This window comes from Brevundimonas sp., from assembly GCF_013823285.1.
Classification (GTDB): domain Bacteria; phylum Pseudomonadota; class Alphaproteobacteria; order Caulobacterales; family Caulobacteraceae; genus Brevundimonas.
On record NZ_PNLV01000002.1, the window covers coordinates 43,247 to 69,645 of the forward strand.

Annotated in this window: 25 protein-coding genes and 1 tRNA gene; 11 read left to right on the forward strand and 15 right to left on the reverse strand. The window is 68.7% G+C overall.

Annotated features, from left to right (window positions below):
• Positions 1–61 precede the first annotated feature (61 nt).
• Positions 62–292, forward strand: coding sequence for a ribbon-helix-helix domain-containing protein (locus C0461_RS00735; RefSeq protein WP_292102952.1), 231 nt, complete (start codon positions 62–64; stop codon positions 290–292).
• A gap of 50 nt (positions 293–342) precedes the next feature.
• On the forward strand, positions 343–1,062 hold the full coding sequence (locus tag C0461_RS00740) for an SIMPL domain-containing protein (RefSeq protein WP_292102958.1): 720 nt from the start codon (positions 343–345) through the stop codon (positions 1,060–1,062).
• A 3-nt stretch (positions 1,063–1,065) separates the two neighbouring features.
• On the opposite strand, the gene C0461_RS00745 is transcribed toward C0461_RS00740, so the two are convergent.
• Both C0461_RS00745 and C0461_RS00750 read right to left on the reverse strand, forming a co-directional pair.
• Positions 1,066–1,377 carry a hypothetical protein gene (locus C0461_RS00745; RefSeq protein WP_292102961.1) on the reverse strand — a complete coding sequence of 104 codons (312 nt, stop codon included), beginning with the start codon at positions 1,375–1,377 and terminating at the stop codon, positions 1,066–1,068.
• An 11-nt stretch (positions 1,378–1,388) separates the two neighbouring features.
• Positions 1,389–1,571, reverse strand: coding sequence for a hypothetical protein (locus tag C0461_RS00750; RefSeq protein WP_292102971.1), 183 nt, complete (start codon positions 1,569–1,571; stop codon positions 1,389–1,391).
• A gap of 138 nt (positions 1,572–1,709) precedes the next feature.
• Between C0461_RS00750 and C0461_RS00755 the strand changes: the two genes are divergently transcribed.
• From C0461_RS00755 to C0461_RS00770, 4 genes are all read left to right on the forward strand, one after another.
• Positions 1,710–4,040: a UvrD-helicase domain-containing protein gene (locus C0461_RS00755; RefSeq protein ID WP_292102981.1), complete on the forward strand. Its 2,331-nt coding sequence runs from the start codon at positions 1,710–1,712 to the stop codon at positions 4,038–4,040.
• 124 nt (positions 4,041–4,164) lie between these two features.
• Positions 4,165–5,454, forward strand: a complete 1,290-nt coding sequence (locus C0461_RS00760; RefSeq protein WP_292102986.1) for an O-antigen ligase family protein — start codon at positions 4,165–4,167, stop codon at positions 5,452–5,454.
• A gap of 63 nt (positions 5,455–5,517) precedes the next feature.
• The gene (gene parE / locus C0461_RS00765) at positions 5,518–7,593 is read left to right on the forward strand and encodes a DNA topoisomerase IV subunit B (protein ID WP_292102989.1); all 2,076 of its coding nucleotides are present in this window, start codon (positions 5,518–5,520) and stop codon (positions 7,591–7,593) included.
• A gap of 38 nt (positions 7,594–7,631) precedes the next feature.
• Positions 7,632–8,495: an SMP-30/gluconolactonase/LRE family protein gene (locus C0461_RS00770; protein WP_292102992.1), complete on the forward strand. Its 864-nt coding sequence runs from the start codon at positions 7,632–7,634 to the stop codon at positions 8,493–8,495.
• Here C0461_RS00770 and C0461_RS00775 read toward each other — a convergent pair.
• Complete coding sequence (locus C0461_RS00775) at positions 8,492–9,100, reverse strand: hypothetical protein (protein WP_292102995.1); 609 nt, start codon at positions 9,098–9,100, stop codon at positions 8,492–8,494. The two genes, C0461_RS00770 and C0461_RS00775, sit on opposite strands and share 4 nt — an antisense overlap.
• Before the next feature lie 155 nt (positions 9,101–9,255).
• Between C0461_RS00775 and rpmG the strand changes: the two genes are divergently transcribed.
• Positions 9,256–9,423, forward strand: a complete 168-nt coding sequence (gene rpmG, locus C0461_RS00780) for a 50S ribosomal protein L33 (RefSeq protein WP_021695965.1) — start codon at positions 9,256–9,258, stop codon at positions 9,421–9,423.
• A gap of 73 nt (positions 9,424–9,496) precedes the next feature.
• Here rpmG and C0461_RS00785 read toward each other — a convergent pair whose 3' ends face one another.
• On the reverse strand, positions 9,497–10,147 hold the full coding sequence (locus C0461_RS00785) for a glutathione S-transferase family protein (RefSeq protein WP_292103010.1): 651 nt from the start codon (positions 10,145–10,147) through the stop codon (positions 9,497–9,499).
• A 60-nt stretch (positions 10,148–10,207) separates the two neighbouring features.
• Here C0461_RS00785 and C0461_RS00790 point away from each other — a divergent pair, with 60 nt between their 5' ends.
• Positions 10,208–10,657 carry a MarR family transcriptional regulator gene (locus C0461_RS00790; protein WP_292103012.1) on the forward strand — a complete coding sequence of 150 codons (450 nt, stop codon included), beginning with the start codon at positions 10,208–10,210 and terminating at the stop codon, positions 10,655–10,657.
• A 12-nt stretch (positions 10,658–10,669) separates the two neighbouring features.
• Here C0461_RS00790 and C0461_RS00795 read toward each other — a convergent pair whose 3' ends face one another.
• The 11 genes from C0461_RS00795 to C0461_RS00845 all read right to left on the reverse strand — a co-directional run bounded on the left by C0461_RS00795 (position 10,670) and on the right by C0461_RS00845 (position 19,813).
• Entirely contained in the window at positions 10,670–12,364 is a 1,695-nt protein-coding gene (locus C0461_RS00795; RefSeq protein ID WP_292103018.1) for a bifunctional protein-serine/threonine kinase/phosphatase, read from the reverse strand.
• 127 nt (positions 12,365–12,491) lie between these two features.
• Positions 12,492–12,830, reverse strand: a complete 339-nt coding sequence (locus tag C0461_RS00800) for a GIY-YIG nuclease family protein (RefSeq protein ID WP_292103025.1) — start codon at positions 12,828–12,830, stop codon at positions 12,492–12,494.
• 275 nt (positions 12,831–13,105) lie between these two features.
• Complete coding sequence (locus tag C0461_RS00805) at positions 13,106–13,360, reverse strand: phosphotyrosine protein phosphatase (RefSeq protein WP_292103029.1); 255 nt, start codon at positions 13,358–13,360, stop codon at positions 13,106–13,108.
• 77 nt (positions 13,361–13,437) lie between these two features.
• Positions 13,438–13,986, reverse strand: a complete 549-nt coding sequence (locus tag C0461_RS00810) for a hypothetical protein (RefSeq protein ID WP_292103031.1) — start codon at positions 13,984–13,986, stop codon at positions 13,438–13,440.
• Between the two features lie 9 nt (positions 13,987–13,995).
• The gene (locus C0461_RS00815; protein ID WP_292103041.1) at positions 13,996–15,528 is read right to left on the reverse strand and encodes an acyl-CoA carboxylase subunit beta; all 1,533 of its coding nucleotides are present in this window, start codon (positions 15,526–15,528) and stop codon (positions 13,996–13,998) included.
• A gap of 58 nt (positions 15,529–15,586) precedes the next feature.
• Positions 15,587–16,192 carry a hypothetical protein gene (locus tag C0461_RS00820; protein ID WP_292103045.1) on the reverse strand — a complete coding sequence of 202 codons (606 nt, stop codon included), beginning with the start codon at positions 16,190–16,192 and terminating at the stop codon, positions 15,587–15,589.
• A gap of 73 nt (positions 16,193–16,265) precedes the next feature.
• Positions 16,266–16,562 (reverse strand): transcriptional regulator, encoded by a 297-nt coding sequence (locus tag C0461_RS00825; RefSeq protein ID WP_292103049.1) that lies wholly within the window; start codon positions 16,560–16,562, stop codon positions 16,266–16,268.
• Entirely contained in the window at positions 16,559–17,005 is a 447-nt protein-coding gene (locus tag C0461_RS00830) for a hypothetical protein (RefSeq protein WP_292103053.1), read from the reverse strand. The genes C0461_RS00825 and C0461_RS00830 overlap by 4 nt, the downstream gene beginning before the upstream one ends.
• A 79-nt stretch (positions 17,006–17,084) precedes the next feature.
• Positions 17,085–17,834 (reverse strand): ATP12 family protein, encoded by a 750-nt coding sequence (locus tag C0461_RS00835; protein WP_292103062.1) that lies wholly within the window; start codon positions 17,832–17,834, stop codon positions 17,085–17,087.
• Positions 17,835–17,904: 70 nt separating this feature from the next.
• Positions 17,905–17,981, reverse strand: a tRNA-Lys gene (locus C0461_RS00840).
• A gap of 80 nt (positions 17,982–18,061) precedes the next feature.
• Complete coding sequence (locus C0461_RS00845; RefSeq protein WP_292103069.1) at positions 18,062–19,813, reverse strand: ATP-binding protein; 1,752 nt, start codon at positions 19,811–19,813, stop codon at positions 18,062–18,064.
• Positions 19,814–19,973: 160 nt separating this feature from the next.
• On the opposite strand from C0461_RS00845, the gene C0461_RS00850 reads away from it, so the two are divergent.
• From C0461_RS00850 to C0461_RS00860, 3 genes are all read left to right on the forward strand, one after another.
• A complete protein-coding gene (locus C0461_RS00850; RefSeq protein ID WP_292103072.1) occupies positions 19,974–20,234 on the forward strand; it encodes a hypothetical protein in 261 nt (86 codons plus the stop codon).
• Positions 20,235–20,328: 94 nt separating this feature from the next.
• The gene (locus C0461_RS00855) at positions 20,329–22,116 is read left to right on the forward strand and encodes an autotransporter assembly complex family protein (RefSeq protein ID WP_292103074.1); all 1,788 of its coding nucleotides are present in this window, start codon (positions 20,329–20,331) and stop codon (positions 22,114–22,116) included.
• Positions 22,113–26,372, forward strand: coding sequence for a translocation/assembly module TamB domain-containing protein (locus C0461_RS00860; protein WP_292103077.1), 4,260 nt, complete (start codon positions 22,113–22,115; stop codon positions 26,370–26,372). The genes C0461_RS00855 and C0461_RS00860 overlap by 4 nt, the downstream gene beginning before the upstream one ends.
• The last annotated feature ends 27 nt before the right edge of the window (positions 26,373–26,399 follow it).

Here is a 26,399-nt window from a genome sequence, read left to right on the forward strand (position 1 = left end):
TGACCCGCGCGGCTTCGCGCTCTAGCCTGCGCAACGCGCCCCGGATTGATGGGACCCTGCCGTGTCGACCCTGAAGAAACGCTCCGTCCTGCTCGCCGGCCACGCCACCTCCGTGGCGCTGGAGCCGGAATTCTGGGCGGTGCTGGATGAGATCGCGGCCCATGACGGCCTGACCGCCGCAGGCCTTGTGGCGCGCATCGATGCAAACAGGGGACGCCGGCCGCTGGCGTCGGCCTGCCGTCTCACGGCTCTGGACTGGCGATCACGACACTCTGTGCGACCGGGGGATTGAAGCCTTGCCGTAACAGGCAGATCATCACCGCACCATCCGGGAGCCCCAAAATGAGCGATAGCCGCCTGATCCCCGCCGCCGTTTTCGGAGGCTTGCTGGCCGCAGGCCTGATCGGGGGCGGCGCCCTGATCGGCAACGGGGTCGTCAACGCAAGGGTCGGTGACCGGGTTGTCACCGTGCGCGGTCTGGCGGAGCAGGATGTTCACGCAGACATAGCGGTGATGCCTTTACGTTTCACCGCTTCCGGCGACAGCCTGTCCGAGGTCCAGTCCCGCATCGACGCGGACCTTGCGATCGTGACACGGTTTCTGGCCGCGCAGGGCTACAGCGAGGACGAAATCAGCCTCGGGCGGCTTGAGGTCACAGACCTGCTGTCGCGGGAATATTCACCTCAGAACATCCGCGCCCGTTTCATACTGGCCCAAAGCGTCAGCGTGCGGACTGACGACGTGAGCAAGGTCCAGACGACGACGCGGGCGTTGAACGAACTGGTTCGGCAGGGAGTCGTTCTGCAGGACTTTCAGGGACCTTCCTACATCTTCACCGGTCTGAATGACGTACGCCCCCGGATGATCGCCGAAGCCACTGCGTCGGCCCGCAGCGGCGCCGAACAATTCGCCCAGGACTCTGGCGCGCGTCTGGGTCCCATCAAGCAGGCGACCCAGGGATCGTTCCAGATTCTTCCACGCGATGAGGGGGACGGGGACGAGTCCTCGACCCCCAACAAGCGCGTTCGAGTGGTGACGACGATCAGCTACCAACTGCGCTGATCGTCAGTCCGGCGAAGGCGCCGGTTCGGGCGCCGGCGGGGCCGGGACCGGGTTGGCTGGCGGCTCCACATTGGGCAACTCTGGCAACTGGACGTTGATGTCCACGTCGCGATCCTGCGGCGTCGGGGTCATGGCGCCGCCGGACCACAACACCCAGGCGATGATCGCCACCAGAACCACCAGGCCGCCGATGATAAACGCCAGACCCGCGCCGCCTGACTTCTTGGGGGGCGGCGGCGGATTGTGGTTGTGGACCGTGGTCTGGGCCCGCGGCTCTTCGGGAGGCGGGGCCGGAGGCATGTTCGGATCAGTCATTGGATATTTCCTTACTCAGCATTGGGCGCGGCAGGCGCCTCAGGCAGGCTGACATCGACGTCCACGTCCCTTTCGCCGCCGGGCATGCCGCCGCCCGCGAACAGGAACCAGGCGATGACGATCACCACCACGACCAACCCGCCGACGATGAACGCCAGGCCCGAGTTGCCGCCTCCCTTACCGTCTTCCGCCATGATCGAATCCTCCCATTGTTATCTGATGGAGCCGAAACGGAATCGAAGCCTTGCGGTTCCCTGTGGTCGCGCTGGCGCGTGAGCGCGTGCTACTTATGTTCTCCCCTTTCGAATCCGCATCAGGCAGCCTTTCGTTTCGTGACCGATCTTCCGTCTCCCCGCATTTCCGACCTGGCCCGCGCCCGTCCGCCCGAGGGCGCCCCCCAGGGCGCTGGCGACTACATGGCCGGGCTCAATCCCGAACAGCGGCTGGCGGTCGAAACCACCGAAGGGCCCGTGCTGGTGCTGGCGGGCGCCGGCACGGGCAAGACGCGGGTCCTGACCACGCGGCTGGCGCACATCCTGGCCGCCGGCAAGGCGCGGCCGTGGGAGCTGCTGGTGGTCACCTTCACCAACAAGGCCGCGCGCGAAATGCGCGAGCGGATCACCCACCTTATCGGCCCGTCGGCCGAGGGCCTGCGCTGGCTGGGCACCTTCCACAGCGTGGCCGCCCAGATCCTGCGTCGCCATGCGGAGCTGGTGGGGCTGAAATCCAGCTTCACCATTCTGGACATGGATGATCAGGAGCGGGTGCTGAAACAGCTGCTGGAAGCAGCCAACATCGACACCAAGCGGTGGACGCCCCGGTCCCTGTCCGGGATGATCGACCACTGGAAGAACCGCGGCTGGACGCCCGACACCCTGCCGTCGGGCGAGGACTTCGCCAACGGCAAGGGCAAGGGGTTGTACGCCGCCTATCAGGCGCGGCTGGTTTCGCTGAACGCCTGCGACTTCGGCGACCTGCTGCTGCACAACCTGACCATCCTGGGCAAGAACCCGGATCTGGCCGAGGAGTACCGGCGGCGGTTCAAATACATCCTGGTGGACGAGTATCAGGACACCAACGTGGCCCAGTACCTGTGGCTTCGCCTGCTGTCGTCCTCCACCGGCAATGTCTGCTGCGTCGGCGATGACGACCAGTCCATCTATGGCTGGCGCGGCGCCGAGGTGGACAACATCCTGCGCTTCGAGCGGGATTTCCCGGGTGCGAAGGTGATCCGGCTGGAGCGGAACTATCGCTCCACGTCCCACATCCTGGGCGCCGCCTCGGGCCTGATCGAGGCCAACAAGGGCCGTCTGGGCAAGACCCTGTGGACCGAGGCGGACGGCGGCGAGAAGGTGCGGGTGCAGGGCGTCTGGGACGGCGAGGCCGAAAGCCGCCTGATCGCCGACGAGATCGAGACCCAGCGCCGCGCCGGACGCAAATACAGCGACATCGCCATTCTGGTGCGCGCCTCGTTCCAGATGCGGGCGTTCGAGGAGCGCTTCGTCCTGCTGGCCATCCCCTACACCGTCGTGGGCGGGCCGCGCTTCTTCGAGCGGGCCGAGATTCGCGACGCCCACGCCTATTTGCGGCTGATCCAGTCCGAGGACGACGATCTGGCGTTCGAGCGCATCGTCAATACGCCCAAGCGCGGCATCGGCGACACCTCGGTGCAGAAGATCCTGGCCATCGCCCGCCAGCACAATCTGTCCGCCCTCACCGCCGTGCGCGGCCTGATCAACACGGACGAACTGCAGGCCCGCACCCGCACGGCCCTGTCCAATTTCGTGCGCGATCTGGACCGCTGGCGGGCCATGGCGGCGACCGTGACCCATGGCGAGCTGACCGAGACCATTCTGGAGGAAAGCGGCTACACCGACATGCAGCGCGCCGACCGGGCCAGCGGCCAGACCCGCCTGGACAACCTCAAGGAGCTGACCCAGTCCATGCAGGCATTCGACAGTCTGCAGGCCTATCTGGAGCACGTCTCGCTGGTCATGGATCTGGACCGGGGCGCGGGCGAGGACGCCGTGCAGATCATGACCCTGCACGCCGCCAAGGGGCTGGAGTTCCCGCTGGTGTTCCTGCCCGGCTGGGAGGAAGGGGTGTTCCCGTCCCAGCGCAGCATCGACGAGAAGGGCGAAAAGGGCCTCGAGGAGGAACGGCGCCTGGCCTATGTGGGCGTCACCCGGGCCCGCGAGGACGCGCGCATCAGCTTCGCCGCCAATCGTCTGGTCTATGGGCGCTGGACCAGTCAGCTGCCCAGCCGCTTCGTGGACGAACTGCCCATCGACCATGTGCAGGCCGAAAGCGACACCGGCTACTACGGCGCCGGGCCGGGTCTGAAGGAAGCCAGGTCCCGCTGGGACGACACGCCGGTGTTCGGCGCGGGGTACTCCAGCCCCGGCTGGAAGCGGGCCCAGAGCTTCACCGCCTCGACCACGCCCCGCGACCGCATAGCCCGCAACGCCGTCATCGAGGGCAAGGGCCGCCTGATCGCCACGGGGGACCCGAAGGCCTCGTCCAACTGGGCGCGTGGCGAGCGCGTGTTCCACCAGAAGTTCGGCTATGGCGCGATCCGCGCCATCGAGGGCAACAAGCTGGTGGTGGATTTCGAGAAGGCCGGCGAGAAGAAGGTGATCGATACGTTCGTTGAGAAAACGTAGACCAGCGGCCAACCGGTCCCGGTAAGCCAATCCTTAACGCCCCGCGCGCAACCTTCGGCGCGTGACTCACGCACCCGCCCCGCCCCCGCACAGGACACCGCCGCCCGGCTATCGGGAGCCGGCCATGTGGGAGCGCGTGGCCTCGATTATCCTGCTGATCATGCTGTCAGGTGCCATTCTGGGGCCGGTGTTCGCGCCGTCCAGCGGCGGGGGCGCGGACTCCAGCCTGCTGCGGCTGATGTGGCTGCCCGCCTATGGGGCGATACTCGGCCTGATGGCTAGCCGTTACGAAGCCATGGCGCGGCTGTGGTTTCCGCTGTTGTTGCTGCTTCTGCTGGCTTTGCTGGCCTATGCCTCGCGCTACTGGTCGCTGGCGCCGGACATCACCATCCGGCGGGTGATCGCCCTGGTGATGAGCACCTTCTTCGCGGTCTATCTGGCCGCGGCATGGCCGGGGCGACGGCTGCCGATCCTGCTGACCCAGACGGCGCTGATCCTGGCGGTGCTGAGCCTGATCTTCGTGGTGGCCCTGCCGTCCATCGGCATCCACCAGGACGTCAACGCCGGGCTGTGGCGCGGCGTCTGGTACGAGAAGAACACCATGGGCTGGGTCATGGTGGCGGGCGCGGTGTCCGCCGCCGCCGTGCTGGCCTCGCCGGGGCCGCACCGGCGGCTGGCCATGGTCGCCTTTCCGTTCTGTGTGCTCATGATCCTGGGCACCCAGTCCAAGACCGCCCTGCTGTGCCTGATGGCCGCCTGCGGGGTCATCGGCGGCCTGTGGGTGCTGAGAAAGATCGGCCCGGCCTTGGCCGTAGCCGGGGTCTGGACCGGCGTGGTGGCCGTGGCGGCGCTGGCGGGCATTCTGTTCGCCGCGCCGGAGTTCATCCTCGAAGCGCTCGGCAAGGACCCGTCCCTGACCGGCCGCACCGAGATCTGGGAGGCCATCGGCCGATTCAGCGAGCAGCGGCCCATGACCGGCTACGGCTACGCCGCTTTCTGGGGCCTGCACTCCGACCCCGCCAACTATATCCGCGTGCAGAACCAGTGGGACGTGCCCTCGGCCCACCAGGGCTGGCTGGAGGTGCTGATCCAGCTGGGCTGGATCGGCGTGTGGTCGGTGGGCGCGGTGGTGGTGGTCGGCGTCATGGGCAGCTTCCTGCGACTGCCGGTGGCGGGCCGTCAGGAAGGTTTCTGGGCGGCGGGCTATCTGGCGGCTTTCCTGCTGCTGAGCCTGTCGGAAAGCGTGCTGCTGCGGCACCAGGACCTGCCGTGGGTGCTGTTCATGGCGGTTCTGGCGCGGGCATTTGCGCCCCTGACGCCGCCGGAAGCGATCGCCGAGCCGAGGCGGCGCGCGGCCGCCAGACGTCCCGCGGCGAGGCCCCTGCCCGCCCATGCCGGGGTGGTGAACCGCTGACGCTTGCTACCCGGGGCGTGGGAGCTTAGCTGATCGCTCCCCGAATCGCGGCAAGACTGGCGCATGACTTCTCCCGCTTCCCTGTTTGACGATCTCCCCGAGCCCGCCCCCAAGGCGGACAAGCCCGAACTGAAGGTTCAGGCCCCCGCCGCGCCCGAGGCCGTGGCCGCGCCGGTGGAGACGCATCCGGCCCCCACGGGCGGTGCGGCCAACGCCTATTCCGCCTCGTCCATCGAGGTGCTGGAAGGGCTGGAGCCGGTGCGCAAGCGGCCCGGCATGTACATCGGCGGCACCGACGAGCGGGCCCTGCACCACCTGTTCGCCGAGGTGCTGGACAACGCCATGGACGAGGCGGTGGCCCGCCACGCTAGGCTGATCACCGTGGATCTGGACGCCGAGGGCTTCCTGTCGGTGCGCGACGACGGCCGGGGCATCCCGGTGGACCCGCATCCCAAACATCCGGGCAAGTCGGCGCTGGAAGTGGTCATGACCGTGCTGCACTCGGGCGGCAAATTCTCCGGCAAGGCCTATGAGACCTCCGGCGGCCTGCACGGCGTGGGCGTTTCCGTGGTCAACGCCCTGTCGGAACGGCTGGACGTCACCGTCTGGCGCGACGGGCACGAATGGCGTCAGTCGTTCAGCCGGGGCCACCCGCTGGGGCCCATCGAACAGGTCGGGACCAGCCGCAAGAAGGGCACCCTGATCCGCTTCCGGCCCGATGACGAGATCTTCGGCCACGGCGCGGCGTTCAAGCCCGCGCGGCTGTACCGCATGACGCGGTCCAAGGCCTATCTGTTCCGGGGCGTCGAGATCCGCTGGACCTGCGCCCCGGAGCGGATCACCGACGCCACCCCCGCCGAGGCGACCCTGCACTTCCCCGGCGGTCTGGCCGACGCCCTGGCCGAGCGCATCGGCGAGATCGACACGGTCACCCCCGCCTTCGCGGGCCGTGTGGAGAAGAAGGGCGAGGCCGGGGCCGTGGAATGGGCCGTGACCTGGTCGCCCATCGGTTTCGGCGACGCCGACAGCTTCGTCTCGTCCTACTGCAACACCGTGCCGACGCCCGACGGCGGCACCCACGAAGCGGGCTTCCGCGCCGCCCTGGTCAAGGGCCTGAAGGCCTATGGAGAGATGTCGGGCGAAAAGCGCGCGGGCCTGATCACCGCTGAAGACGTGATCGCCAACGCCGGGGCCATGGTCTCGGTGTTCATCCGCAATCCCGAGTTCCAGGGCCAGACCAAGGACCGCCTGTCCTCGCCCGAGGGCCAGCGCCTGACCGAACAGCTGGTGCGCGATCCGTTCGACCACTGGCTGACCGAAAGCCCCAAACAGGCCTCGACCCTGCTGGGCTTCGTCATCGACCGGGCCGAGGACCGGCTGCGCCGCCGCAAGGACAAGGAAGTCCAGCGCGCCGCCGCCACGCGCAAGCTGCGCCTGCCCGGCAAGCTGTCGGACTGCTCGCGTCAGGCAGCGGCCGGCACGGAGCTGTTCATCGTCGAGGGCGACTCGGCCGGCGGCTCGGCCAAGCAGGCGCGGGACCGCACCACCCAGGCCATCCTGCCCCTGCGCGGCAAGATCCTGAATGTGGCCTCGGCCACCGCCGACAAGCTGCGCCAGAACGTGGAGCTGACCGACCTGATGCTGGCGCTGGGCGTGCAGGCGGGAACCCGGTTCAGCGTCGACGACCTGCGCTACGAGCGCATCGTCATCATGACGGACGCCGACGTGGACGGGGCGCACATCGCCGCCCTTCTGATCACCTTCTTCTACCGCGCCATGCCGGACCTGATCCGCCAAGGCCGGCTGTTCATGGCCCTGCCGCCGCTCTACCGCCTCTCCGCCGGGCCGCTCAGCGACTACGCCCGCGACGACGCGCACCGCGACGAGCTTCTGGCCACCACCTTCAAGGGTAAGAAGGTGGAAATCGGCCGCTTCAAGGGTCTGGGCGAGATGATGGCCGCCCAGCTCAAGGAGACCACCATGGATCCGAAGAAGCGCACCCTCGCCCGCGTCACCCTGCCCGAGAGCGAGGACGAGATCATGGATCTGGTCGAGCGTCTGATGGGCCGCAAGGCCGAGGCCCGCTTCGACTTCATCCAGCAGAACGCCCGCTTCGCCGTGGCGGAGCTTGACGTCTAGGCTGAACCGACCCTGACCCTTCCTCCCGGAGATCAGCCATGAAGACCCTCGCCCGTCTCGCCCTGCCCGCCGCCCTGGCCTTCGCTGCGCCGGCCACCGCCCAGCAGGTGATCGCCGACGTCGGCTTCCAGAACTCCGAGGCGGTCCGCTACGACGCGGCCGATGATCGCTACATCGTCGCCAACCTGGGGCCGCGCGGGCCCGGCAACGACGGCTTCGTCTCGCTGGTGTCGCCCGAGGGCGAGGTGGTGGAACTGAAGTGGATCGAAGGCGGCGTCGACGGCGTCAGCCTCCATGAGCCTTTGGGCCTGTTCATCCGGGGCGACGAGATCCATGTGGCGGATCAGAAGGCCATCCGGGTGTTCGACCGGCGCACCGGCGCGCCGCTGCGCACCATCGACGTGCCGGACGCGGTGCGCCTGAACGACCTGTACGTCAACGAGGCGGGCGTCGCCTATGTCACCGATTCCGGCACCGACACCGACCCCGGCGCCCTGTACCGCATCCAGCCGGACGGGACGGTGGAGGCCTTCGTCTCGCGGTCGGCCGACCTGAACCGGGTCAATGGCGTCGCGGTGACGGCCGAGGGCCTGGTGGTGCACGGGGGCCTGCTGTCGGACGTGCTGACCTTCCGCGATGCGCAGACCGGCGCGGTGGTGCGGGAACTGACCCTGCCCACCGGCCGCATCGACGGCATTGTTCCCCTCGCCGACGGCGGCCTGCTGGTGGCCAGCCAGAACGGTCACAACGTCTATCACGTCAGCGCCGGGGGCGAGGCCCGCGCGGTGGCGGCCGACATCCCCGTGCCCGCCGCCATCGGTTACGACACCCGCCGCGGCCGCCTGCTGGTCCCCCAGATCGTCGCCTCGTCCGTGACGATCTTCGAGATCGAGGTGGACTAGCCCTGGTCCTCGAGCGGCTCGGTCAGGGCGAAGGCGACGCGCAGCAGGCGGTTCTCGCGGGCCAGTTCATAGACATAGGTGTCGCCGGGGTTCACCTCGACGGCCCAGACATTGGTGGTCGAGACCTGGGCGTCGGTCCGGTTGAACAGGTCGATGGAGAACTGATCCACCGGGAATTCCTGGCGCGTGGCCGTGCCCTCGGTCTCGGTGTCGCCGCCGTACCAGTGCAGGGTGTGCTCCGTGCCGTCCGGGTCGCGATGATCGTGCTTCAGGGTCAGGCCGCCGTCGTCGTTGCGGGTGATGACCCAGGTGCGGCTGTGGTCCTCGCCGACCCAGAACGGGATGCGGATCTCGCTGTCGGAACAGTCGCGCACGTGCATCAGCAGGCGCTGGGCGCGGAAATCATCGTCCACGGGGTCGTCGGTGATGACCTGCCCCTCGAACCGCTGGCCGCACAGCTCGGTCAGATTGGCGAAGAAGGCGTCCTGGGCGTCGGCGGTTTCAGCCGTTGCGGCATCGTCATTGGCAGGCTGCGAGCAGGCGGCGATGGCCAGGGCGGACAGAATGGCGACGGGGGCGCTGAAGGCCTTGAGGGTCATGTTCATGACCTTCAGCCTAACGGCCAAGCCGCCCGGCACAAGCAAAACCGGTCATGCCCAACCCGCCGTTGACTTTGGCGCGGGCCTGAGTATGTTCCGCCGCTCCGATTTCTGCGGCCGGGACCGATCCGTTCCGGCCGTTTGCACTAAGGTAATCCCCGATGGCCAAACCGGCATCCATCAAGATCCGCCTGAACTCCACGGCGGACACCGGCTTCTTCTACGTCACCAAGAAGAACGCTCGCACCATGACCGAGAAGATGGTCGTTCGTAAGTACGACCCGGTCGCGAAGAAGCATGTCGAATTCAAGGAAGGCAAGATCAAGTAATTCCTTGATCTGCTAATCGAATTGAAAGCGCCCGGTCGCCCGACCGGGCGTTTTGCTTTGCCTGACCCCCGGCTCAGGCGGGCTCGTTCGCCTTGAACGGCGCCATCTGTTCGGCCAGCGCCCGCCTGAATGCCGGCCGCGCCGTGCACCGCTCCAGATAGGCCGACAGCGCCGGATAGTCCGTCAGGATGTCCAGGTGCCGCAGGTTCCTCAGCACCGTGGCCATCAGGATGTCGGCGGCGCTGAACTGGTCGCCCACGAACCACAGACGCTCGCCCAGCGCCGTCTGAAGATCATCCAGACGGCGGCGCAGGGCGGCCTCGACCTGCGGACGGCGCTCCACCGTCCAGCTCTCACCCGCATAGAACAGGTCGATCAGCACCAGATTGGTGACGAAGGGCTCCACGCTGTTCAGGGCCGCGAACATCCAGGTCATGACCATGGCCCGCCCGGCTTCATCCCGAGGCATCAACTGATCGGACTTCTGGGCCAGATAGAGGACGATGGCGCCGGACTCGAACATCTCCACCCGGTCGTCGCGAAAGGCCGGCACCTGACCGAACGGCTGCCAGGCCCGGTACGTAGGCGACGCCTGATCCTCGGGCCCCAGCAGGTGGTCGTCATAGCCGAACCCCGCCTCCTCCAGAGCCCACCGGACCCTGAGGTCGCGCACCAGCCCTTGGGCGAAAGGCGGGACCCACTTAAACGCGGACACCTGCATCATGACGCACTCCTCTCCGTTTCACTGCTTGCATTTTACGTTGATATCAACATAATTGCCGCCATGTCAAAGACGATTCCCGCCGCGTTCCAGACCACCCTGCACATCCGCGACCATTGCCTGTGCCTGCACGCCCAGCGGGCGGCGCGGCGGCTGGCGCGGCGATTCGACGAGGCGTTCCGCCCTCTCGGCATCACCAGCGGACAGTTCTCGCTGATGAACGGCCTGAACCGCCCCACACCGCCGCCCATCAGCGCGCTGGCGACCCTGCTGGCCATGGACCGGTCCACCGTGACTGCCAACCTCAAGCCGCTGGAGCGTCAGGGGCTGGCGACCGTTTCAATCGATCCCGAGGACCGGCGCAGCCGCCGCGCGACCCTGACCGACGAGGGCCGCGCCCTGCTGGCCCGCGCCACCCCCATCTGGATCGCCGTGCACGGCGCGCTCGAGGCCGAACTGGACGGCGGTGGGGACGCGTTGCGCGCCGGCCTGAACGCGGTAGGGCGCCCCTGATCCGCGGTGCTCTTACCCCAACACCAGAGACACGATCAGGGCGATCAGCAGGATCAGGCTGACCCCCTTCCAGAATCGCACCGGGTCGCGCTCCAGCAACGACATCTCGCGCGGCGGCTCCACCGCCAGCGCCCCGCCGCTCTCCAGCGCCTGCACCAGATCCTGCACGTCGGCCCAGCGGTGCGCCGGGTCCGGCGCGATGGCCCGCATGATCGCCGCCTCCAGCCAGGCTGGCGCGTCCGGCCGGCGCCGCGTCAGGGGCGTCGGCCGCTCGTACGGCAGGCGGCTGTCCGGATCGACCTCGCCCCACGGCGCCTCGCCCGCGAACAGCCGGTACAGCGTCACCCCCAAGGCGAACTGGTCGGTCTTCTCCTCCCCGTCGCTGTCGCCCGCGAACATCTCCGGGGCCACGAAGCCGGGCGTGCCGGGCGCCCGGGCGCCGGTCTCCTCCACCCGCTCCACCCGGGCCACGCCCAGGTCGATCAGCTTCACCCCGCCGCCCGGGCTCAGGATCACATTGTCCGGCTTGATGTCGCGGTGCACGACCCCCTGCCGGTGCAGGGCCATGACCGCCCGCGCGAGACAGGCGGCGATGCGCACCCCCTCGGCCATGGGGATCGGCTCGCCCCGCGACAGCCGCCCGTGCAGGGTGCCGCCCTCATGGAAGGGCTGGACGTTGTACAGCCGGCTCTGGCGCGCCGGATCGACCGGAAGCGTCCGCCCCAGATGGGGGCTGTCCACATGCTGGCCGATGAAGGCCTCGCGCAGCAGGATCGCGCGCAGGTCCGCTTCCGACAGGCCGCCCGGCTTGGGAAATTTCAGCACCACGGGGTCACCCCCCTGCCGATCCCGCGCCACGAACAGCCGCGTGTGCCGCCCGTCCGCCAGTTGCCGCTCCAGTCGCCAGTCGTCCACGATCTCGCCGGCCTTCGGCGGCGGCGGCATGGGCAGGGCCTCGCTCTGTGCGCCCAGCGACGCCCAGTCCAGCGCCCCGGTGCGGATCACGTCGATGACGATGGCGGTGGCGTTGTCCTGCCCGTCCGCCGCCAGCGCCGCCTGCACGATGGCCTGCGCATCGGCGTCGGGCGAGGCGCGGCGGCCCAGGATGCGCCCGATCTCCCCCTCGTTCAGCGCCCGGTGCGCCCCGTCGGTGGTGAGCAGCAATCTGTCGTGCGGCTCCAGCGCCTGCACCCGCACGTCCAGCTTCACATCGGACTCGATGCCCACGGCGCGGAACAGCATGTGGTCCTGCCCCGGCCGGTTCAACACATGGTCGTCGGTCAGCCGCGTCAGAACCCCGTCGCGCCAGTGCCAGGCCCGGCTGTCGCCCACATGGACCACCGTGGCCTCGCGCCCGCGCAGGATCATGGCCGTGAAGGTCGCCGCCGCGCCCTCCATCTTCGGATCGCTGCGCCCGGTGGCGTGAAGCCAGCGGTTGAACCCCCGCAGCGCCGCTGTCGCCGACGCCGCCACCCCCGACAGGGGCTTCTGGTCCAGATAGCCGTCGATGAAACTGCGCACCGCCAGCTCGGCCGCCACGCGCCCGCCCCGGGCCCCGCCGACGCCATCGGCGATGGCCGCGATCACCCCATGCAGGCGCTGCTCCTCGGGCGACCCCAGGTGCACCCCGCCGAAATCCTGATTATCCGCCCGCGGCCCCCGCTCCGTAGCGAACCCCGCCGCGACCTCCAGCCTGTCGTCCGGCATATCCCCTCGCTGGCGACGTCAGGGGAGCGAGCATGGATTGTGCAGTGCGGGATGGCAATGGGGAGCAGTTCGCAAGCACCGACGGAGCCAACCTAGCCCCTTGTCATCCCGGAAGCGCCGCCAGGCGCTATCCGGGACGGGACGGCAGCGCCCCACCACCCACCAGTGCAGGGTAAAGGTCCCCCCACTGCGGGTTCCCCGCCTCCACCAGCGCGAACTTCCACGCCCGCCGCCACCGCTTGATCCGCTTCTCCCTCAGGATCGCCTGATCCACGTATTGGTGCGGCTCGTACCAGACCAACCCGTCGATGCCGTTCTCCCGCGTATAGCCGTCAACCTGCCCGCGCCTGTGCTCCTCCACCCGCCGCACCAGATCGTTGGTCATCCCCACAGACAGCCACCCGCACGGCCCGCTGGCGAGAATGTAGACCCAGTAGCTGTGCGCCCGCATGTCCGCCTCCCTCAAAGGAACATAACAAGAACAGCGATATGTGAAAAGCCCCGTCGTGCAACGCGACGGCGGCGCAGAACCACCCCCTTGTCATCCCGGAAGCGCCGCAGGCGCTATCCGGGACGGGACGCCACGCCCTCCTCTCCCAGGGCCCGGACGGCGCCCCGCGCCGATCCGGGCCAACGGCGGCCCTTCGCCCGGCTCAGCCTCCCGGCTGTCCGGGCGGCAAAATCAGCGCCCCTTCGTCCCGGCTCTCTGCGTCGCTCCGGCCGGGATGACAAGGTGGCCCTTTATCGGAGGCCGGAAGGAAGAAACCGCCCCACCCGCTTCTCCAGCAGCGCCACCAGCTCCGGCTGCATGAAGGCGTAATCATCCGGGATGTCGAGGCAGATGACGCGGGCGCGCTTCAGATGCGCCCTGAACCGGCGCTGGAGCTTGGCGCGGTGGGCGCGCTCCATGACGAAGATGATGTCGGCCCATTCCACCAGTTCAGCGGAGCAAGGCTCCTCCGCATCGGGCGCCAGCCCGGCGGAGGCGGTCTCCACGCCGGGCCTATTGGCGAACACCTGCTCGGCCGTGGGCGAGCGCAGGCGATTGCGGGCACAGAGGAAGAGGAGGTTGGTTAGGATCCAACTCTGTCTGTGGCAATAAGGGCCTGCTTGATGACGGGGATCAAATTATCCACAGCAGTAACCAATTCTTGAATATTGAATTCATCGCCTCTGAAAATGTAAACATTTTCCTCAGTTACGTACTGCCGGATTATATCTTTCGCAGCAACGCCGCCGATCATGTTTCGTGGCCCAAGAAGATGATCGACATATATTCGATTTGGCGACTCCGCAGCCCAAGCATCAAGACGTTCATCGAAGTGCTCGAGGTGATGCCGAAGCGTCGCATTGTATAGTGGATGATCGTCCGAAACTTCTAGCTCAGCGCGGAGGGCCTCGCCCCGCTCTTGAGCGGCTCTCCTCGTAGGCCAAAGCATCAGACGAATTCTCGCAGCGTCGCCCAAGAAGTCGTCCACCGCTCTTAGCACACCAGGCACTCGGTTGGCCGGAGGGAGATCAGCAGCCCGCAGATAATGATTCAGCTCTTGCACCGACGCCAGCGCGTTCTCGGCCTGTCGAAGTATCTCTGAAAGATAAACTCTGCGAACGAAATCATCCACGAACTTCTCCTACAAGGGAATATTATCGTGCTTCTTCCACGGGTTCTGCAGCACCTTCCCCTTCAGCGTCCCCAGCGCCCGGATCAGCCTCCGCCGTGTCCCATGAGGCATGATCACGTCGTCGATGTAGCCCCGTGACGCCGCCACGAACGGGTTGGCGAAGCGCTCCTTGTACTCGGCCTCGCGCGCCGCCAGCGCCTCCGGGTCGCCGGCCTCCTTGCGGAAGATGATCTCCACCGCCCCCTTGGCGCCCATGACGGCGATCTCGGCGGTGGGCCAGGCGTAGTTGACGTCGCCGCGCAGGTGCTTGCTGCTCATGACGTCATAGGCGCCGCCATAGGCCTTGCGGGTGATGACGGTCAGCTTGGGCACCGTGGCCTCGGCGTAGGCGAACAGCAGCTTGGCGCCGTGCTTGATCAGGCCGCCGTATTCCTGGCGCGTGCCGGGCATGAAGCCGGGCACGTCCACGAAGGTCAGCAGCGGAATGCCGAACGCATCGCAGAACCGCACGAACCGCGCGGCCTTCCTCGACGCATCGATGTCCAGCACCCCGGCCAGCACCTGCGGCTGGTTCGCCACCACGCCCACGGTCTGGCCGTCCAGCCGGCCGAAGCCGGTGATGATGTTGCGGGCGAAGCCTTCGGAGATCTCGAAGAATTCCGCCTCGTCCACCACCTTCAGGATCAGCTCCTTCATGTCATAGGGCTGGTTCGGATTGGCGGGCACCAGCGTATCGAGGCTGGGCTCGTCGCGCTGCGGCTCGTCATAGCTCTCGCGCACCGGCGGCTTCTCGCGGTTCGACAGGGGCAGGAAGCCGACCAGACGGCGCACTTCCGACAGGGCCTCCAGATCGTTCTCGAACGCCCCGTCGGCGCCGCCGGACTTCTGGGCGTGGACCCGGGCGCCGCCCAGATCCTCGTGGCTGACCACCTCGTTTGTCACCGTCTTCACCACGTCCGGGCCGGTGACGTACATGTAGGAGGTGTCCTTCACCATGAAGATGAAGTCGGTGATGGCGGGCGAATAGACGTCGCCCCCCGCGCACGGGCCCATGATCACGCTGATCTGGGGAATGACGCCCGAGGCCAGGGTGTTCTGCAGGAAGATGTCGGCATAGCCCGCCAGGCTCTCGACCCCCTCCTGGATGCGCGCCCCGCCCGCGTCGAAGATGCCGATGATCGGCGCGCCATTGGTCAGGGCCATGGTCTGCAGCTTGACGATCTTGGCCGCGTGGGCGCCCGACAGGCTGCCGCCGAACACGGTGAAGTCCTTTGAGAACACATAGACCAGCCGCCCGCCGATGGTGCCGCGGCCCGTCACCACCCCGTCGCCGGGGATGCGCTGCTTTTCCATGCCGAAGTCGTGGGAGCGGTGCTCCACGAACATGTCGGTCTCCTCGAACGAGCCCTCGTCCAGCAGCACATCAATGCGCTCGCGCGCCGTCAGCTTGCCCTTGGCGTGCTGGGCCGCGATGCGCTTCTCGCCGCCGCCCTGCTTGGCGGCTTCGCGGCGCTTTTCGAGCTGTTCGAGGATGTCGTGCATGGGGTGTCTCCTTGAAGCGCGAGGCTTAAGGAGGCGCGCGCCGGGTGGCAAGTCGTCGTCAGGTCGCCGGGCAGCCGTCATAATGAGTCCGCGCCCGCGCGATCAGGACTTCCGCGTCGGACCAGTCAAAGCGCGCACTGGAGACGATGCGGTCCGGTTCCTCGCTGTCGGGCGCAATCAGGTCGACCGTCAAGGACCCGCCGGAGCGAAATCGCCGCACCGCGTCCGGCCCCTCCCGCCCCAGGCGCGACCAGCCGGTCCACGCCTCGACCTGGTCGCCGCCCTCGAGCCAGTAGAAATCCAGCCGGGGGCTCCGGTTTGTCCGGGCCCGCCGGTCCGCGCCGAAGCGGATGCGCGTGTGCAGCCGGCCCCGGGACAGGGGAACGCGCGGCGGCGTAAGGCTCAGCCCAGCCTCGGGCGGCGCCCATGGGCCCACTTCGCCGATCAGGCCCGCGACTCCGGCGCTCAGAACCAGCCGGCCGCGGTCAGCGCCCCCATCGCCGTCCCGACGAGGCGGCGTCAGCTCAAGCCGCACCAGATCGCTTTGCGGATCCACCTGAACCGCGCCGACATCACCTTCCCAGTAAAACAGCTCCCCACAGACATCACCGACGAGGGCGTCACCCTGGACCGCCAAGGCCATGACCACCAACAAAAGGCTCATTCGGAACGCCTTTCCTCTGTTTCAATGAACGCTATTCAGCATCCCCGGGACCGGCAAGGAAACGGAAGCTGACTCAGCCCGCCATCCCCGCCAGCCGCGTCAGCTCCGCCACATGGGCGGCGAAGGCCTTGCGTCCTGCGGGCGTCAGCGACAGCCAGGTGCGCTGGCGCCCGTCCACCGCCGCCTTGCGGGGCTTCAGATAGCCGGCCTCCTCCAGCTGCTTCAGATGCTTGGACAGCACCGAGTCCGACACCTTGATGGCGTCGCGGATCATGGCGAACTCGGCCTCGTCGATGCGGGACAGGATGGCGCAGATCTGCAGCCGCCCCGGCGCGTGGATCACCGGATCGAAGACTGGAACGGCGGTCATCCCGCCGTCTCCGCCAGCTCACGCTTCCACACCGCCATCCAGATGCGGCCGCCGACGATGGCGGCGACGAAGCCCGCCGCGCCGGTGGCCAGCGGCGTCCAGGCGATCCCGGCCGTCTTGCCCCAGAGGGACAGCCCCATCAGGCCGATCAGCACCACGGCCAGGCCGATGGCCGCCCAGCGGGCCCGCTTCGGTGAATAGCCGCTGACCCACCAGCCGTATTTCTGCTTCCACCAATGGATCAGGCCCACCAGCCCCACGATGGACACCACCAGCACGAGGGCCGACCACGGGGTCGGCAGCCCCTGCCCCGCCACCAGCAGGCCGCAGCAAAGCCCATAGGCGATATCGTAGCTGAAAGGATACTTCATCTCGCCCGGCACGGCCTGGCGGGCATTTGCGATGGCGTCCAGCGCCTCTCGCGGGTCGGGTTGGTTGGTCATGGCGAACTCCTCACTTTCCATACTGGAAAATGAGACTGACTTTCCACTTCGTCAAGTGATAATTTTCCAAATTGGAAAATCAGCGCAGCGCCGCGAACCACCGCTCCAGCATCACCGCCTCGGCGCGCAGGCCCTCGGTCCGCTCGGCCGCTTCCGCGTCCACGCCCCAGCGCTCCTCGGTGAAGGCCTCGTCCAGCCGCGACAGGTCGAACGCCTCTGCGCCCGACAGCGCGCCCCGCTGCACCGCGAAGGCCAGCACGGCCGAGCCCAGCAGCGGCGTGGCCATGGCCAGTCCGGTCAGGGCGTAATCATCCAGCGCCAGCGCCTGTTTGCGCACCGCCGCCAGCGACTCATCAGCCTGGGACCGGTGAACGATGCCGGCCACCGGAACCAGCACGCAGCCCAGATCCCGCTCGGCCCAGTCGCGCCAGGGCGTCCAGTCCCGCGCCTGCCGCTCCACCAGGGTGTCCGGCGTCTCGGCCAGATAGCAGATCGCATCCGACCCGGCGTAGGCGGCGATCTCATCGGCCACCGCCTCGCGCACCTCGCGCACCCGGTCGATGGCGGTAAAGGCCAGACGCGTGGGGGGCATGGTGGCGGGGATGAGGACATCGCCCTGCCCGGCCCATTCCTCGGCCACCAGCTGGGCTGCGGCCTGCGTCGGCAGCACCAGACTGTGGCCCGCCGGAGATTTCGGCATCTTGCCGTCCAGCCTGACGGCCCAGCCCTGCCCGTCCGGCTCGACGCTGACGGCTTTCCAGAACCGGCGGACCTGATCCGGCGCGAAGTCGACAAAGCCCGCGGGGCGTTTGGACGGCGTGTCAGCCATCGGCTCATCCGATCAGAAGAAAGACGGTAGCGGCTTCAACGCTCGGGCGCCGCATTCGGCGCCGTGGGAATGGTGAGCCCCCTCGGGTTCGAACCGAGGACCCTCTGATTAAAAGTCAGATGCTCTAACCAACTGAGCTAGGGGCTCCCACACCTTGAAGCGGCGCGGACCATACGGATGTCGCCCCGGCAGGGCAAGACGGATGGGGGCCTCTTTTTTCGCGACGCTCAGGCTGCGACTTCGGCGGCGGTTTTGGCGGTCTGGCGCGGTTCGGCGCAAGCCTCGCCCAGGGTGCGGGCCAGCAGGGGCGCGTCGATGGGCTTGGTCAGGAAGGCGTGAACCCCCGCCGCGTCCCAGGCCGCCTTGTGCACATCCATGGCGTTGGCGGTCAGGGCGATGACCGGCGTGGCGACGTTCGGTCCGCCGGCGCGGATGCGGCGCGTGGCCTCCAGCCCGTCCATCACCGGCATCTGCATGTCCATCAGGATGGCGTCGAAGGGTTCGACTCCCGCCGCCTTCACCGCCTCGGCCCCGTTCTCCACCAGGGTCAGGCGACAGCCGTGGGGCTCCAGCAGCAGGGCCAGGATGCGCCGGTTCACTTCGTGATCGTCCACCGCCAGGATGGACCGGCCCTGCAGCGAGACGGTCGCGGCGCGCGCGACGGGCGCGGGCTCGATAGCATCGGCCGGGCCCACCGCCTCGACCCGCACGGTCAGGGTGAAGGTCGAGCCCTCTCCCGGCGCGCTGGTCGCTGTCAGGTCCCCGCCCATGGCCTGGGCAAGGCGGCGGCTGATGGCCAGGCCCAGGCCCGTACCGCCGTACCGCCGCGTGTCGCCCGCCGACGCCTGCTCGAAGCTGTCGAAGATGCTGTCGATCTGATCCGTCGCAATACCGCATCCGGTGTCGTGGACCTCGGCCGTGAGGCTCGAGGTCGCGTCGTCCCAGCCGACGTTCACCCGGATCGCGCCGTCACGGGTGAATTTCACTGCATTGGACAGCAGGTTGAACAGGATCTGCTGGAACCGCAGGGGATCGGTGCGGATCGCATCGGGCACGGCCTCATCCACCACCACGCTGAAGCGAATGCCACGGGAGGTAGCCTTGGGCTCCCACAGCCGGCGCAGGGCGGCCAGCTTGTTGCGCACGTTCATCTCGGTCGATTCCAGCCGCATCTTCCCGGCCTCGATCTTGGAGAAGTCCAGCACGTCGTTGAGCAGGCCCAGCAGCATGTCCCCGCCGTCCAGCAGCATGGAGACATGCTCGCGCTGCTGGCTGTCCAGGCGCGTGCGGCGCAGCAGGTTCGCCGCCGAGATGACGGCGTTCAGAGGCGTCCGGATCTCGTGGCTGATGACGGCCAGGAATTCGGACTTGGCGTCGCTGGCCTGTTTGGCGCGGTCTCGCTGCATCAGCGCCTCGATCTTGGCCGCCCGCATGTCGCCGGCCGTCCGCATGGACTGCCGCACCGCCACGACCAGATGCGCCACGTACAGCAGCGCCGCAATGAGGATGGCCACAGCCGCGGGATCGCGGGTCGTCACGATGGTCAGAAGAGGCAGCCCGAGAAAATAGGTCGCATGGGGGATCACAGAGGCGATCAGCAGGGGCCGTACATGATGCATGTGCAGGCTGACATGCAGCAGCCCGCCCGCCACCTGGATCATGGCGAACAACGGCCCGAACTCCCCGCCCCGGAACCACAGATAAACCGAGATGGACGAATAGATTGCCGTATTCAGGGCCGCAACGCCGACGCACAGGACCCGCCGCGCCCGCGTGGACTCGCCCGCGCCGAGGCGCATCGATCGGAACGCGATCCAGTCAAGAGCCTGCCCCGCCAGCATCGCCGCGAACCAGATGACGGGCCAGATCGAGGGCGACATCACCATGGCGGCTCCGCCGATGAACAGGGCGAGGCCGAGGCGGGTGGGCAATTCCCTGCCCCGCGCCGTCGCCACCGCTGCGTATCCGGATGTGCCCATGGCCTGACGGCCTCCCTTGCATCTGAGAACAAGGGTATCTCTCACAGTGCAAACGATTGGTTTCCAAGCCTTGACGGATGTCTCCCCCTCACGGATGGAACAGGGGCGAGGGTCAGGCGTTGCCTGTGGCGACGGGGCCTGACCGGGTTGGGGAATGATGATGAGCAAATTCAGACTGATCGTGGCGATTTCCGCCGTTGCGGCCCTGGCCGCCTGTGACGATGAGGCCTATCGCGATCCGGCGCAGGGCGACCTGCCTCCTCCCCCCGCGATGGAGCCAGCCCCCGCAGCCGGAGATGAGGGCGTGGATGCTGCAGCCACGACGCCGGAAACCCCGCCGACGGACTACTCCCAGCTTCCCCCGCCGCCCGCGAGCTCCGAAGAGACGGTTCAACCGGAAAGCGAGACCCTGTTCTATTGAGGCCCGGTTCCCGCCGCGAGGCCGACACATGGAGATGCTTGACGGCGGTCACGCCCGGCCTCCTCGACTTCCCGGCGGGCCGGAGAGATTGCGTTTGAAACGTCCGTTTCCCCTCATTGTCGTCGTTCTGACGGCCCTCGGCGCCGCGACGGCCGTCCAGGCCGAGCCTCGCGCCGTCGTGAGGGGCGAGGTGGACGGCGATCTCTTTGAAGCGCTCGAACGCGCCGTGGGCGAGACCGACGCCCGCATCGAAAACCGTTTTCAGGCGCGCCGCCGCGCCGCCGCCGCCGCCGAAAACGCCGAGGCCCTGCTTCGCTCCGAGGGCTACTATCAATCGGTGATCGAGGAAGTCGTCGAGGGCGAAAGCCCGCCGCGCGCCGTCATCATCGTGACGCCCGGCCCGCGCTTCGCCCTTGATCAACCACGCGTGGACTGGCTGCAGACCCCGCCCGACGAGCAGACGGCCCAGGCTGTGCTCGGCGCGGTGGAGACCAAGCCGGGGGCGCCCGGCAGGGCCGCCGACGTCATCGCCATGGAAGGACGGCTCGTCTCGGGGCTCACCCGCCGGGGCTACGCCGACGCCGCCGCCGAGCCTCGCCGCGTGGTCGTGGATCACGCCGTCTTTCAGGTCCAGCCCACCTACCGCATCAACGCCGGAGTGCTGGTCCGGCTGGACGGCGTGCGGCTGGAGACCCGGGGCCCGACCCGGCCGGGCTGGGTCGGGGGCCTCGCTCCGTGGACCGAGGGCGACGTCTACGATCCCGAGGCCGTGGGCGAACTTGAGCGCCGTCTGCTGGAGACCGGCGTCTACGACGGCGTGGGCGTGGCGCTCGCGCCGACCGACCAGACCGACGCCCAGGGTCTGCGCCCCGTCATCGTCACCCTGACCGACCGGCCCCGCCGCCTCCTCGAGGCGGGCGTCAGCTATTCCACCACCGAGGGCGCCGGGGTGGACGGCATCTGGACCTGGCACAACCGGTTCGGGCGCGCCGACACCCTCCGGTTCCTCGCCCGCGCCGCGCGCATCGACAGCCGCCTCGGCGCCGAGCTTTCGCTGCCCCACTGGCGACGTCCGGGTCAGACACTCCGGGTGGCCGGCGCCGCCATCTACGAGGACACTGACGCCTACGACCGCACCGCGATCAGCCTGAGCGCCGACCTGCGCCAGCGGTTCGGCCGCACCTCGTGGTATAGCTACGGCGTGGCCTTGGACGGTGGACTCTACAACGAAACGCGGTTCGATCCGATCACCCGGGGGCCTGTGGACGTTGAACGCAATCTGGCGATCCTGACAGGTCGCGGGGGCTTCCATGTGGATCGCTCCAACGACCCTCTGGATCCGCGCCGCGGCTGGCGCCTGTCCGGCTCGGCCCAGCCCACGGCGGTGACGGGCGACGACGACGTCTACTTCCTGCGCGCCGACGTCACGGGCACGGGCTACCTCCCGCTTCAGGATGAGGGCAGGACCGTGCTGGCGGGACGCCTGCGTGTCGGTTCGATCGTGGGCGTGGAGGAGTTTCTGGTGCCGTCTGACCGGCTGTTCTATTCCGGCGGCGGTGGATCGGTGCGCGGCTACGCCTTTCAGGGTGTGGGTCCGCGCCTGACCGACAACACACCCCGCGGGGGCCTGTCCCTGTTCGAGGCTTCCGTCGAGGTGCGCCGCGACATCGGCGAAAGGTTTGGCGCGGTTGTCTTCGTGGACGGCGGCGCGGTGGGCTTCCAGGAGACGCCCGACCTCAGCAACATGCGTTACGGCGCCGGCTTTGGCGTCCGCTACCGCCTGCCCTTCGGCCCCATCCGCGCCGACGTGGCGTTCCCGCTCGACAAGCGCGAAGGCGACGCCGACTTCCAGCTCTACATCAGCATCGGACAGGCGTTTTGACCGACACGCCCCCCGAACCTGACACGCCGCCGGAAACGGCGCCCGAAACCCCGAAAGAGGCGAAGGCCCGCCGCACGCGCCGCCAGTGGGCCGCGCTGATCGCGGGCATGATCGCCGGCGGCCTGATCGCCCTGACCGTTCTGGTGCTGATCGGCGGACGTCTGGTGGTGTTGTCCCCCGCCGGACGGGATCTGGTGGTGGGCTTCGTTTCGGGCAAGCAGCTGGGCGACTACGGCGCCATCAATGTGGAGGGGCTGTCCGGCGACCTCTGGGACGACTTCACCATCGCCCGGGTCACGATCACGGATGCGGAAGGCGTCTGGCTGGAAGCCACCGATGTGCGGGTGGACTGGTCCTATCTTGCGCTCGTCACGCGGCGTTTCCACGCCAGCGAGATCACGGCCGACCGGATCCGTCTGATCCGCCGCCCCATAGTCGAGCCTTCGGACGACCCGCCCGGCGGCGGCCTCCCCCTCACCATCGACATCGACCGGTTCTCGGCCGACGTCCACCTCGAGGAAGGCTTCAGCCAGGAATACGGCCGCTGGACTGTCGCCGGACAGGCGGACATCCGCCGCGTGGGCGCGAAGTCCGCCGCAATCCGGGCCTTCAGCCTCTCGCGCCGCGGCGACTTCCTCTACGGCGACATTCAGTGGGGCGACGGTATCGACGACCTCCGCGTGAACGCCCTGGCGCAGGAGGCGGGCGGCGGTCCGCTGGCCGGCGCTCTGGGATACTCGCCGAACGAGCCGTTTCTCGCCCGGGCCCGGGTCAATGGCGAGGGAATCGACGCCCTGGTCCGCACCGGCGAATTCACGCCCCTGACCATCGACGGCCGCTTCCGCCAGGGCGGCGGCACGCGCATCTCCGGCTTTGCCGATTTCTCCGGCTCGGACCTTCTGGAGCCGTTCGTGCGCCGCATCGGCCGCACCGCCCGCTTCGGCCTCGCCACCGTCGCGGATCCCGAACGGCCCGGATTCGAGGCCATGGCCTGGGACCTGCGCGCCGAAAACTTCACCTCGAGGGCCCGGGGCTTTGTCCGGACCGAAGACCGCGCCGTGCCGGATGGCGTCCGGCTGAACGTGGCCACCCCCTCCCTGACGCGCCTCACCGGAACACGCCTGGCCGGGCCCGCCGCCTGGGCGGGTGTGTTCCGGGGCGACGGCGCCGCCTGGACGCTGGACGGCGCGGTCAGCGTCCGCAATCTTGAGGCCGCCAGCTACAGCGCCGCGCGTCTGGACGGCCCCCTGAATGTCCAGGTCCGCGGCGGCGCCATGGCGCTGGATGGAGATCTGGCCGTTCAGGGCGGATCGCGCGCGGGCGTCATCGGCGGCCTTCTGGGCGCCCAGCCTCGCCTGACCTTCGAGACCGCCCGCACCCCCGCCGGCGCCTTCCTGCTCCAGGACATCGACCTGCGCGGCCAGGGCCTGATCGTCGAGGGCTCAGGCGCGCGCGGCATGAACGGCAGCCTTCGCTTCGCCGGCCGGGCCGAAGTCACCGACGCCGGCCTCGTCCGTCCCGGGGCGCGGGGCGCCTTCGGGGGGCCCGTCCGCGCCAGCCAGGCGCGGCCAGGGATGCCCTGGGCGATCACCTTCGACGGCCGCGGCCGTGGACTGGCCACCGGCATGGACGAGCTTGATCGCCTGCTTGGCGAAACGCCGCGCCTGACCGCCACAGGGTCCTTCAGCGATGGCCGCGTCGAGATCGACCGGGCCGAACTGTCCGGGGCCGATGGCCGGGCCGGCGCGCGAGGGCTGATCGAGGGCGACGGGCGCCTCCGTCTGGCGCTGAATTGGAACGCCCAGGGCCCGTTCGGCGTGGGTCCGGTCGAGCTCGACGGCGCCATGTCCGGCGACGGAGCGATCACCGGCACCCTGTCACAGCCTCGCGCCGATCTGACCGCCGCCTTCGCCGAGATCGCCGCCGGACCGCTCACCCTGACGGGAGCCGATTTGATCCTCAGCTTCCGGCGCGGCGCCAACGCCTCCGACGGCCGCTTGGCCCTGACCGCCGACAGCAACTATGGCCCGGCCCGCGCCTCGGGCGACTTCTTCCTGGCCGACGGCGGAGTCCGGCTCAGCGGCGTGGACGTGAACGCCGGGGGCCTGGAGGCCCAGGGCGACATCGCCCTGTTGAACGGCGCGCCCGCCAGCGCCGACCTGACCTTCACCGCCCGCCAGGGCGCCTTCCTCGCCTCGGGCGAGGCGGACGGGCGCATACGCCTCACCGAAGGCGCCGGCGCTGACACCGCCATCCTCGACGTCACGGGCCGCAATGTCCGTTTCGCGGGCTCCAGCTATCTGATCCGCACCCTGGACCTGAACGGCAGGGGCACGTTGAGCCGCCTGCCCTTCACCCTGACCACCGACGTGGCGGGCGACACCCCGGTCTCGTTCAACGGCTCGGGCGTCTATGCCCGGGCCAACGGCTCCCAGACCGTCACCCTGTCCGGCGACGGCCGCGTGCGCGAGATCGCCTTCAACACCCGCAGCCCTGCCGTCATCGCTCTGGCCGGCGATGGGCGGGTCGTCCGGGTCGATCTGGGCGTCGGCGGCGGCGCCCTGGTGGGAGAACTGCGCCAGGACAGCAACGCCTCCCTGATCGAGGCCAATCTGACCAGCGTAAGTCTGGGCTCCCTGTCGCCGGACCTGCGTGGCCGCGTCACGGGCCGCGTGTCCCTGCGCGGAGCGGGCGACGACCTGTCGGGCTCCGCCAATCTGACCATGACCGAACTGCGCAGCGTCGACGCGGCGGAAGGTCTGGCGGTCAATGGAACCCTGGACGCCCGTTTGGCCGGCGACACCCTGCGCCTCACGGCCCGCGCCGTGGATGAAGGCGGGGTGCAGGCCAACGCCGAAATGACCCTGCCGGTAGAGACCTCCGCCGCCCCGTTGCGCCTCGCCGTCAACCGCACCCGCCCCATGTCCGGCGAAGTTTCCCTCAGCGGCCAGATCCAGCCGATCTGGGACATCTTCCTGGGCGGCGAACAGCGTCTGGCAGGTCAGGTCGAGGGCCAGGCCGCCATCGCCGGCTCCATCAATGACCCGCGCATCACCGGCAGCCTGGACGTCCGGCAGGGGTCCTTCCGCGACACCATCACCGGCGTCCGTCTGGAGGCCCTGACCCTGGCCGCCCGGTTCGATGGCGAGTCCGCCCAGGTGCAGACCTTCACCGCCAATGACGGATCTGGCGGCACGGTGTCCGGCTCGGGCCGCATGAACCTGCGCCAGGGGTCCTCCTCCAGCTTCACTCTGACTCTCTCCAGCTTCCGCCTGATCGACAACGAGATCGCCACCGCCGACGCCTCCGGCCCTGTCACCGTGACGCGCGGCGCTGACGGCAACATCCAGTTGATGGGCCGCCTGAACATCGACGAGGCCGAGATCGCGGCCAATCCCGTCGGCGGCAACGGCATCGTGCGCATGGACGTGATCGAGGTGAACCGGCCCGGCGGCGATCCGGTCGCCAACGGGCAGGACGATCCCGAAGCCGGCCGACGCGGCCCCACCATCGGGCTCGACATCGTGCTGCGCTCTCCCAATGGCCAGGTCTGGGTGCGCGGACGCGGACTGAATGTGGAGATGAACGTCAACGCCCGGGTCCGCGGAACGCTCGCCAGCCCACAACTGACCGGCACCGCCCGGGTGGTGCGCGGCGACTACGACTTCGCGGGGAAGCGCTTTGTCTTCGACGAGCGCGGCACGGTCACCCTGTCCACGGACACCGACCGCATCCGTCTGGACCTGCGCGCCGTGCGCGAGGACCCGGCCCTGACCGCCGAGGTGCGCGTCACCGGCACCGCCGCCTCGCCCGAGATCGAACTGACCTCCACGCCGCAGCTGCCGCAGGACGAAATCCTGTCGCAGGTGCTGTTCGGCCGCTCGGCGTCGCAACTGTCAGCCTTCGAGGCGGCCCAGCTGGCCTCAGGCGTGGCATCCCTTGCGGGCGGCGGGGGCTTCGACGTGCTGGGCAATCTGCGCGAGTTCGCCGGACTGGACCGCCTGTCCTTCGGCGGCGACGCCTCGGCCCTGACCGTGGCGGGGGGCCGCTATCTGACCGACAACGTCTATTTCGAAGTCATCGGCGGCGGTGAAGGCGGCGGCGCGGTCCAGGTGGAGTGGCAGGTGCGGCGCAACATCGCCGTCACCTCCCGGTTCGAGGGCGACGGCGACGCCCGGCTGGCCGTTCGCTGGCGGAATCAGACACGGCAGCCCGGCACGGGACGGCGGGATACGCGCCCGAACCAGACGGACTAGGGTCGCCGGCGCGCCACGGCCACCCGG

What these genes read in the sequence shown, in the direction of transcription:
- C0461_RS00740 (WP_292102958.1), top strand. Translation starts at nt 343, where the DNA reads ATGAGCGATAGCCGCCTGATCCCCGCCGCCGTTTTCGGAGGCTTGCTG.
- C0461_RS00745 (WP_292102961.1), bottom strand. Translation starts at nt 1,377, where the DNA reads ATGACTGATCCGAACATGCCTCCGGCCCCGCCTCCCGAAGAGCCGCGG.
- C0461_RS00750 (WP_292102971.1), bottom strand. Translation starts at nt 1,571, where the DNA reads ATGGCGGAAGACGGTAAGGGAGGCGGCAACTCGGGCCTGGCGTTCATC.
- C0461_RS00760 (WP_292102986.1), top strand. Translation starts at nt 4,165, where the DNA reads ATGTGGGAGCGCGTGGCCTCGATTATCCTGCTGATCATGCTGTCAGGT.
- parE (WP_292102989.1), top strand. Translation starts at nt 5,518, where the DNA reads ATGACTTCTCCCGCTTCCCTGTTTGACGATCTCCCCGAGCCCGCCCCC.
- C0461_RS00770 (WP_292102992.1), top strand. Translation starts at nt 7,632, where the DNA reads ATGAAGACCCTCGCCCGTCTCGCCCTGCCCGCCGCCCTGGCCTTCGCT.
- C0461_RS00775 (WP_292102995.1), bottom strand. Translation starts at nt 9,100, where the DNA reads ATGAACATGACCCTCAAGGCCTTCAGCGCCCCCGTCGCCATTCTGTCC.
- rpmG (WP_021695965.1), top strand. Translation starts at nt 9,256, where the DNA reads ATGGCCAAACCGGCATCCATCAAGATCCGCCTGAACTCCACGGCGGAC.
- C0461_RS00785 (WP_292103010.1), bottom strand. Translation starts at nt 10,147, where the DNA reads ATGATGCAGGTGTCCGCGTTTAAGTGGGTCCCGCCTTTCGCCCAAGGG.
- C0461_RS00790 (WP_292103012.1), top strand. Translation starts at nt 10,208, where the DNA reads ATGTCAAAGACGATTCCCGCCGCGTTCCAGACCACCCTGCACATCCGC.
- C0461_RS00795 (WP_292103018.1), bottom strand. Translation starts at nt 12,364, where the DNA reads ATGCCGGACGACAGGCTGGAGGTCGCGGCGGGGTTCGCTACGGAGCGG.
- C0461_RS00815 (WP_292103041.1), bottom strand. Translation starts at nt 15,528, where the DNA reads ATGCACGACATCCTCGAACAGCTCGAAAAGCGCCGCGAAGCCGCCAAG.
- C0461_RS00820 (WP_292103045.1), bottom strand. Translation starts at nt 16,192, where the DNA reads ATGAGCCTTTTGTTGGTGGTCATGGCCTTGGCGGTCCAGGGTGACGCC.
- C0461_RS00825 (WP_292103049.1), bottom strand. Translation starts at nt 16,562, where the DNA reads ATGACCGCCGTTCCAGTCTTCGATCCGGTGATCCACGCGCCGGGGCGG.
- C0461_RS00830 (WP_292103053.1), bottom strand. Translation starts at nt 17,005, where the DNA reads ATGACCAACCAACCCGACCCGCGAGAGGCGCTGGACGCCATCGCAAAT.
- C0461_RS00835 (WP_292103062.1), bottom strand. Translation starts at nt 17,834, where the DNA reads ATGGCTGACACGCCGTCCAAACGCCCCGCGGGCTTTGTCGACTTCGCG.
- C0461_RS00845 (WP_292103069.1), bottom strand. Translation starts at nt 19,813, where the DNA reads ATGGGCACATCCGGATACGCAGCGGTGGCGACGGCGCGGGGCAGGGAA.
- C0461_RS00850 (WP_292103072.1), top strand. Translation starts at nt 19,974, where the DNA reads ATGAGCAAATTCAGACTGATCGTGGCGATTTCCGCCGTTGCGGCCCTG.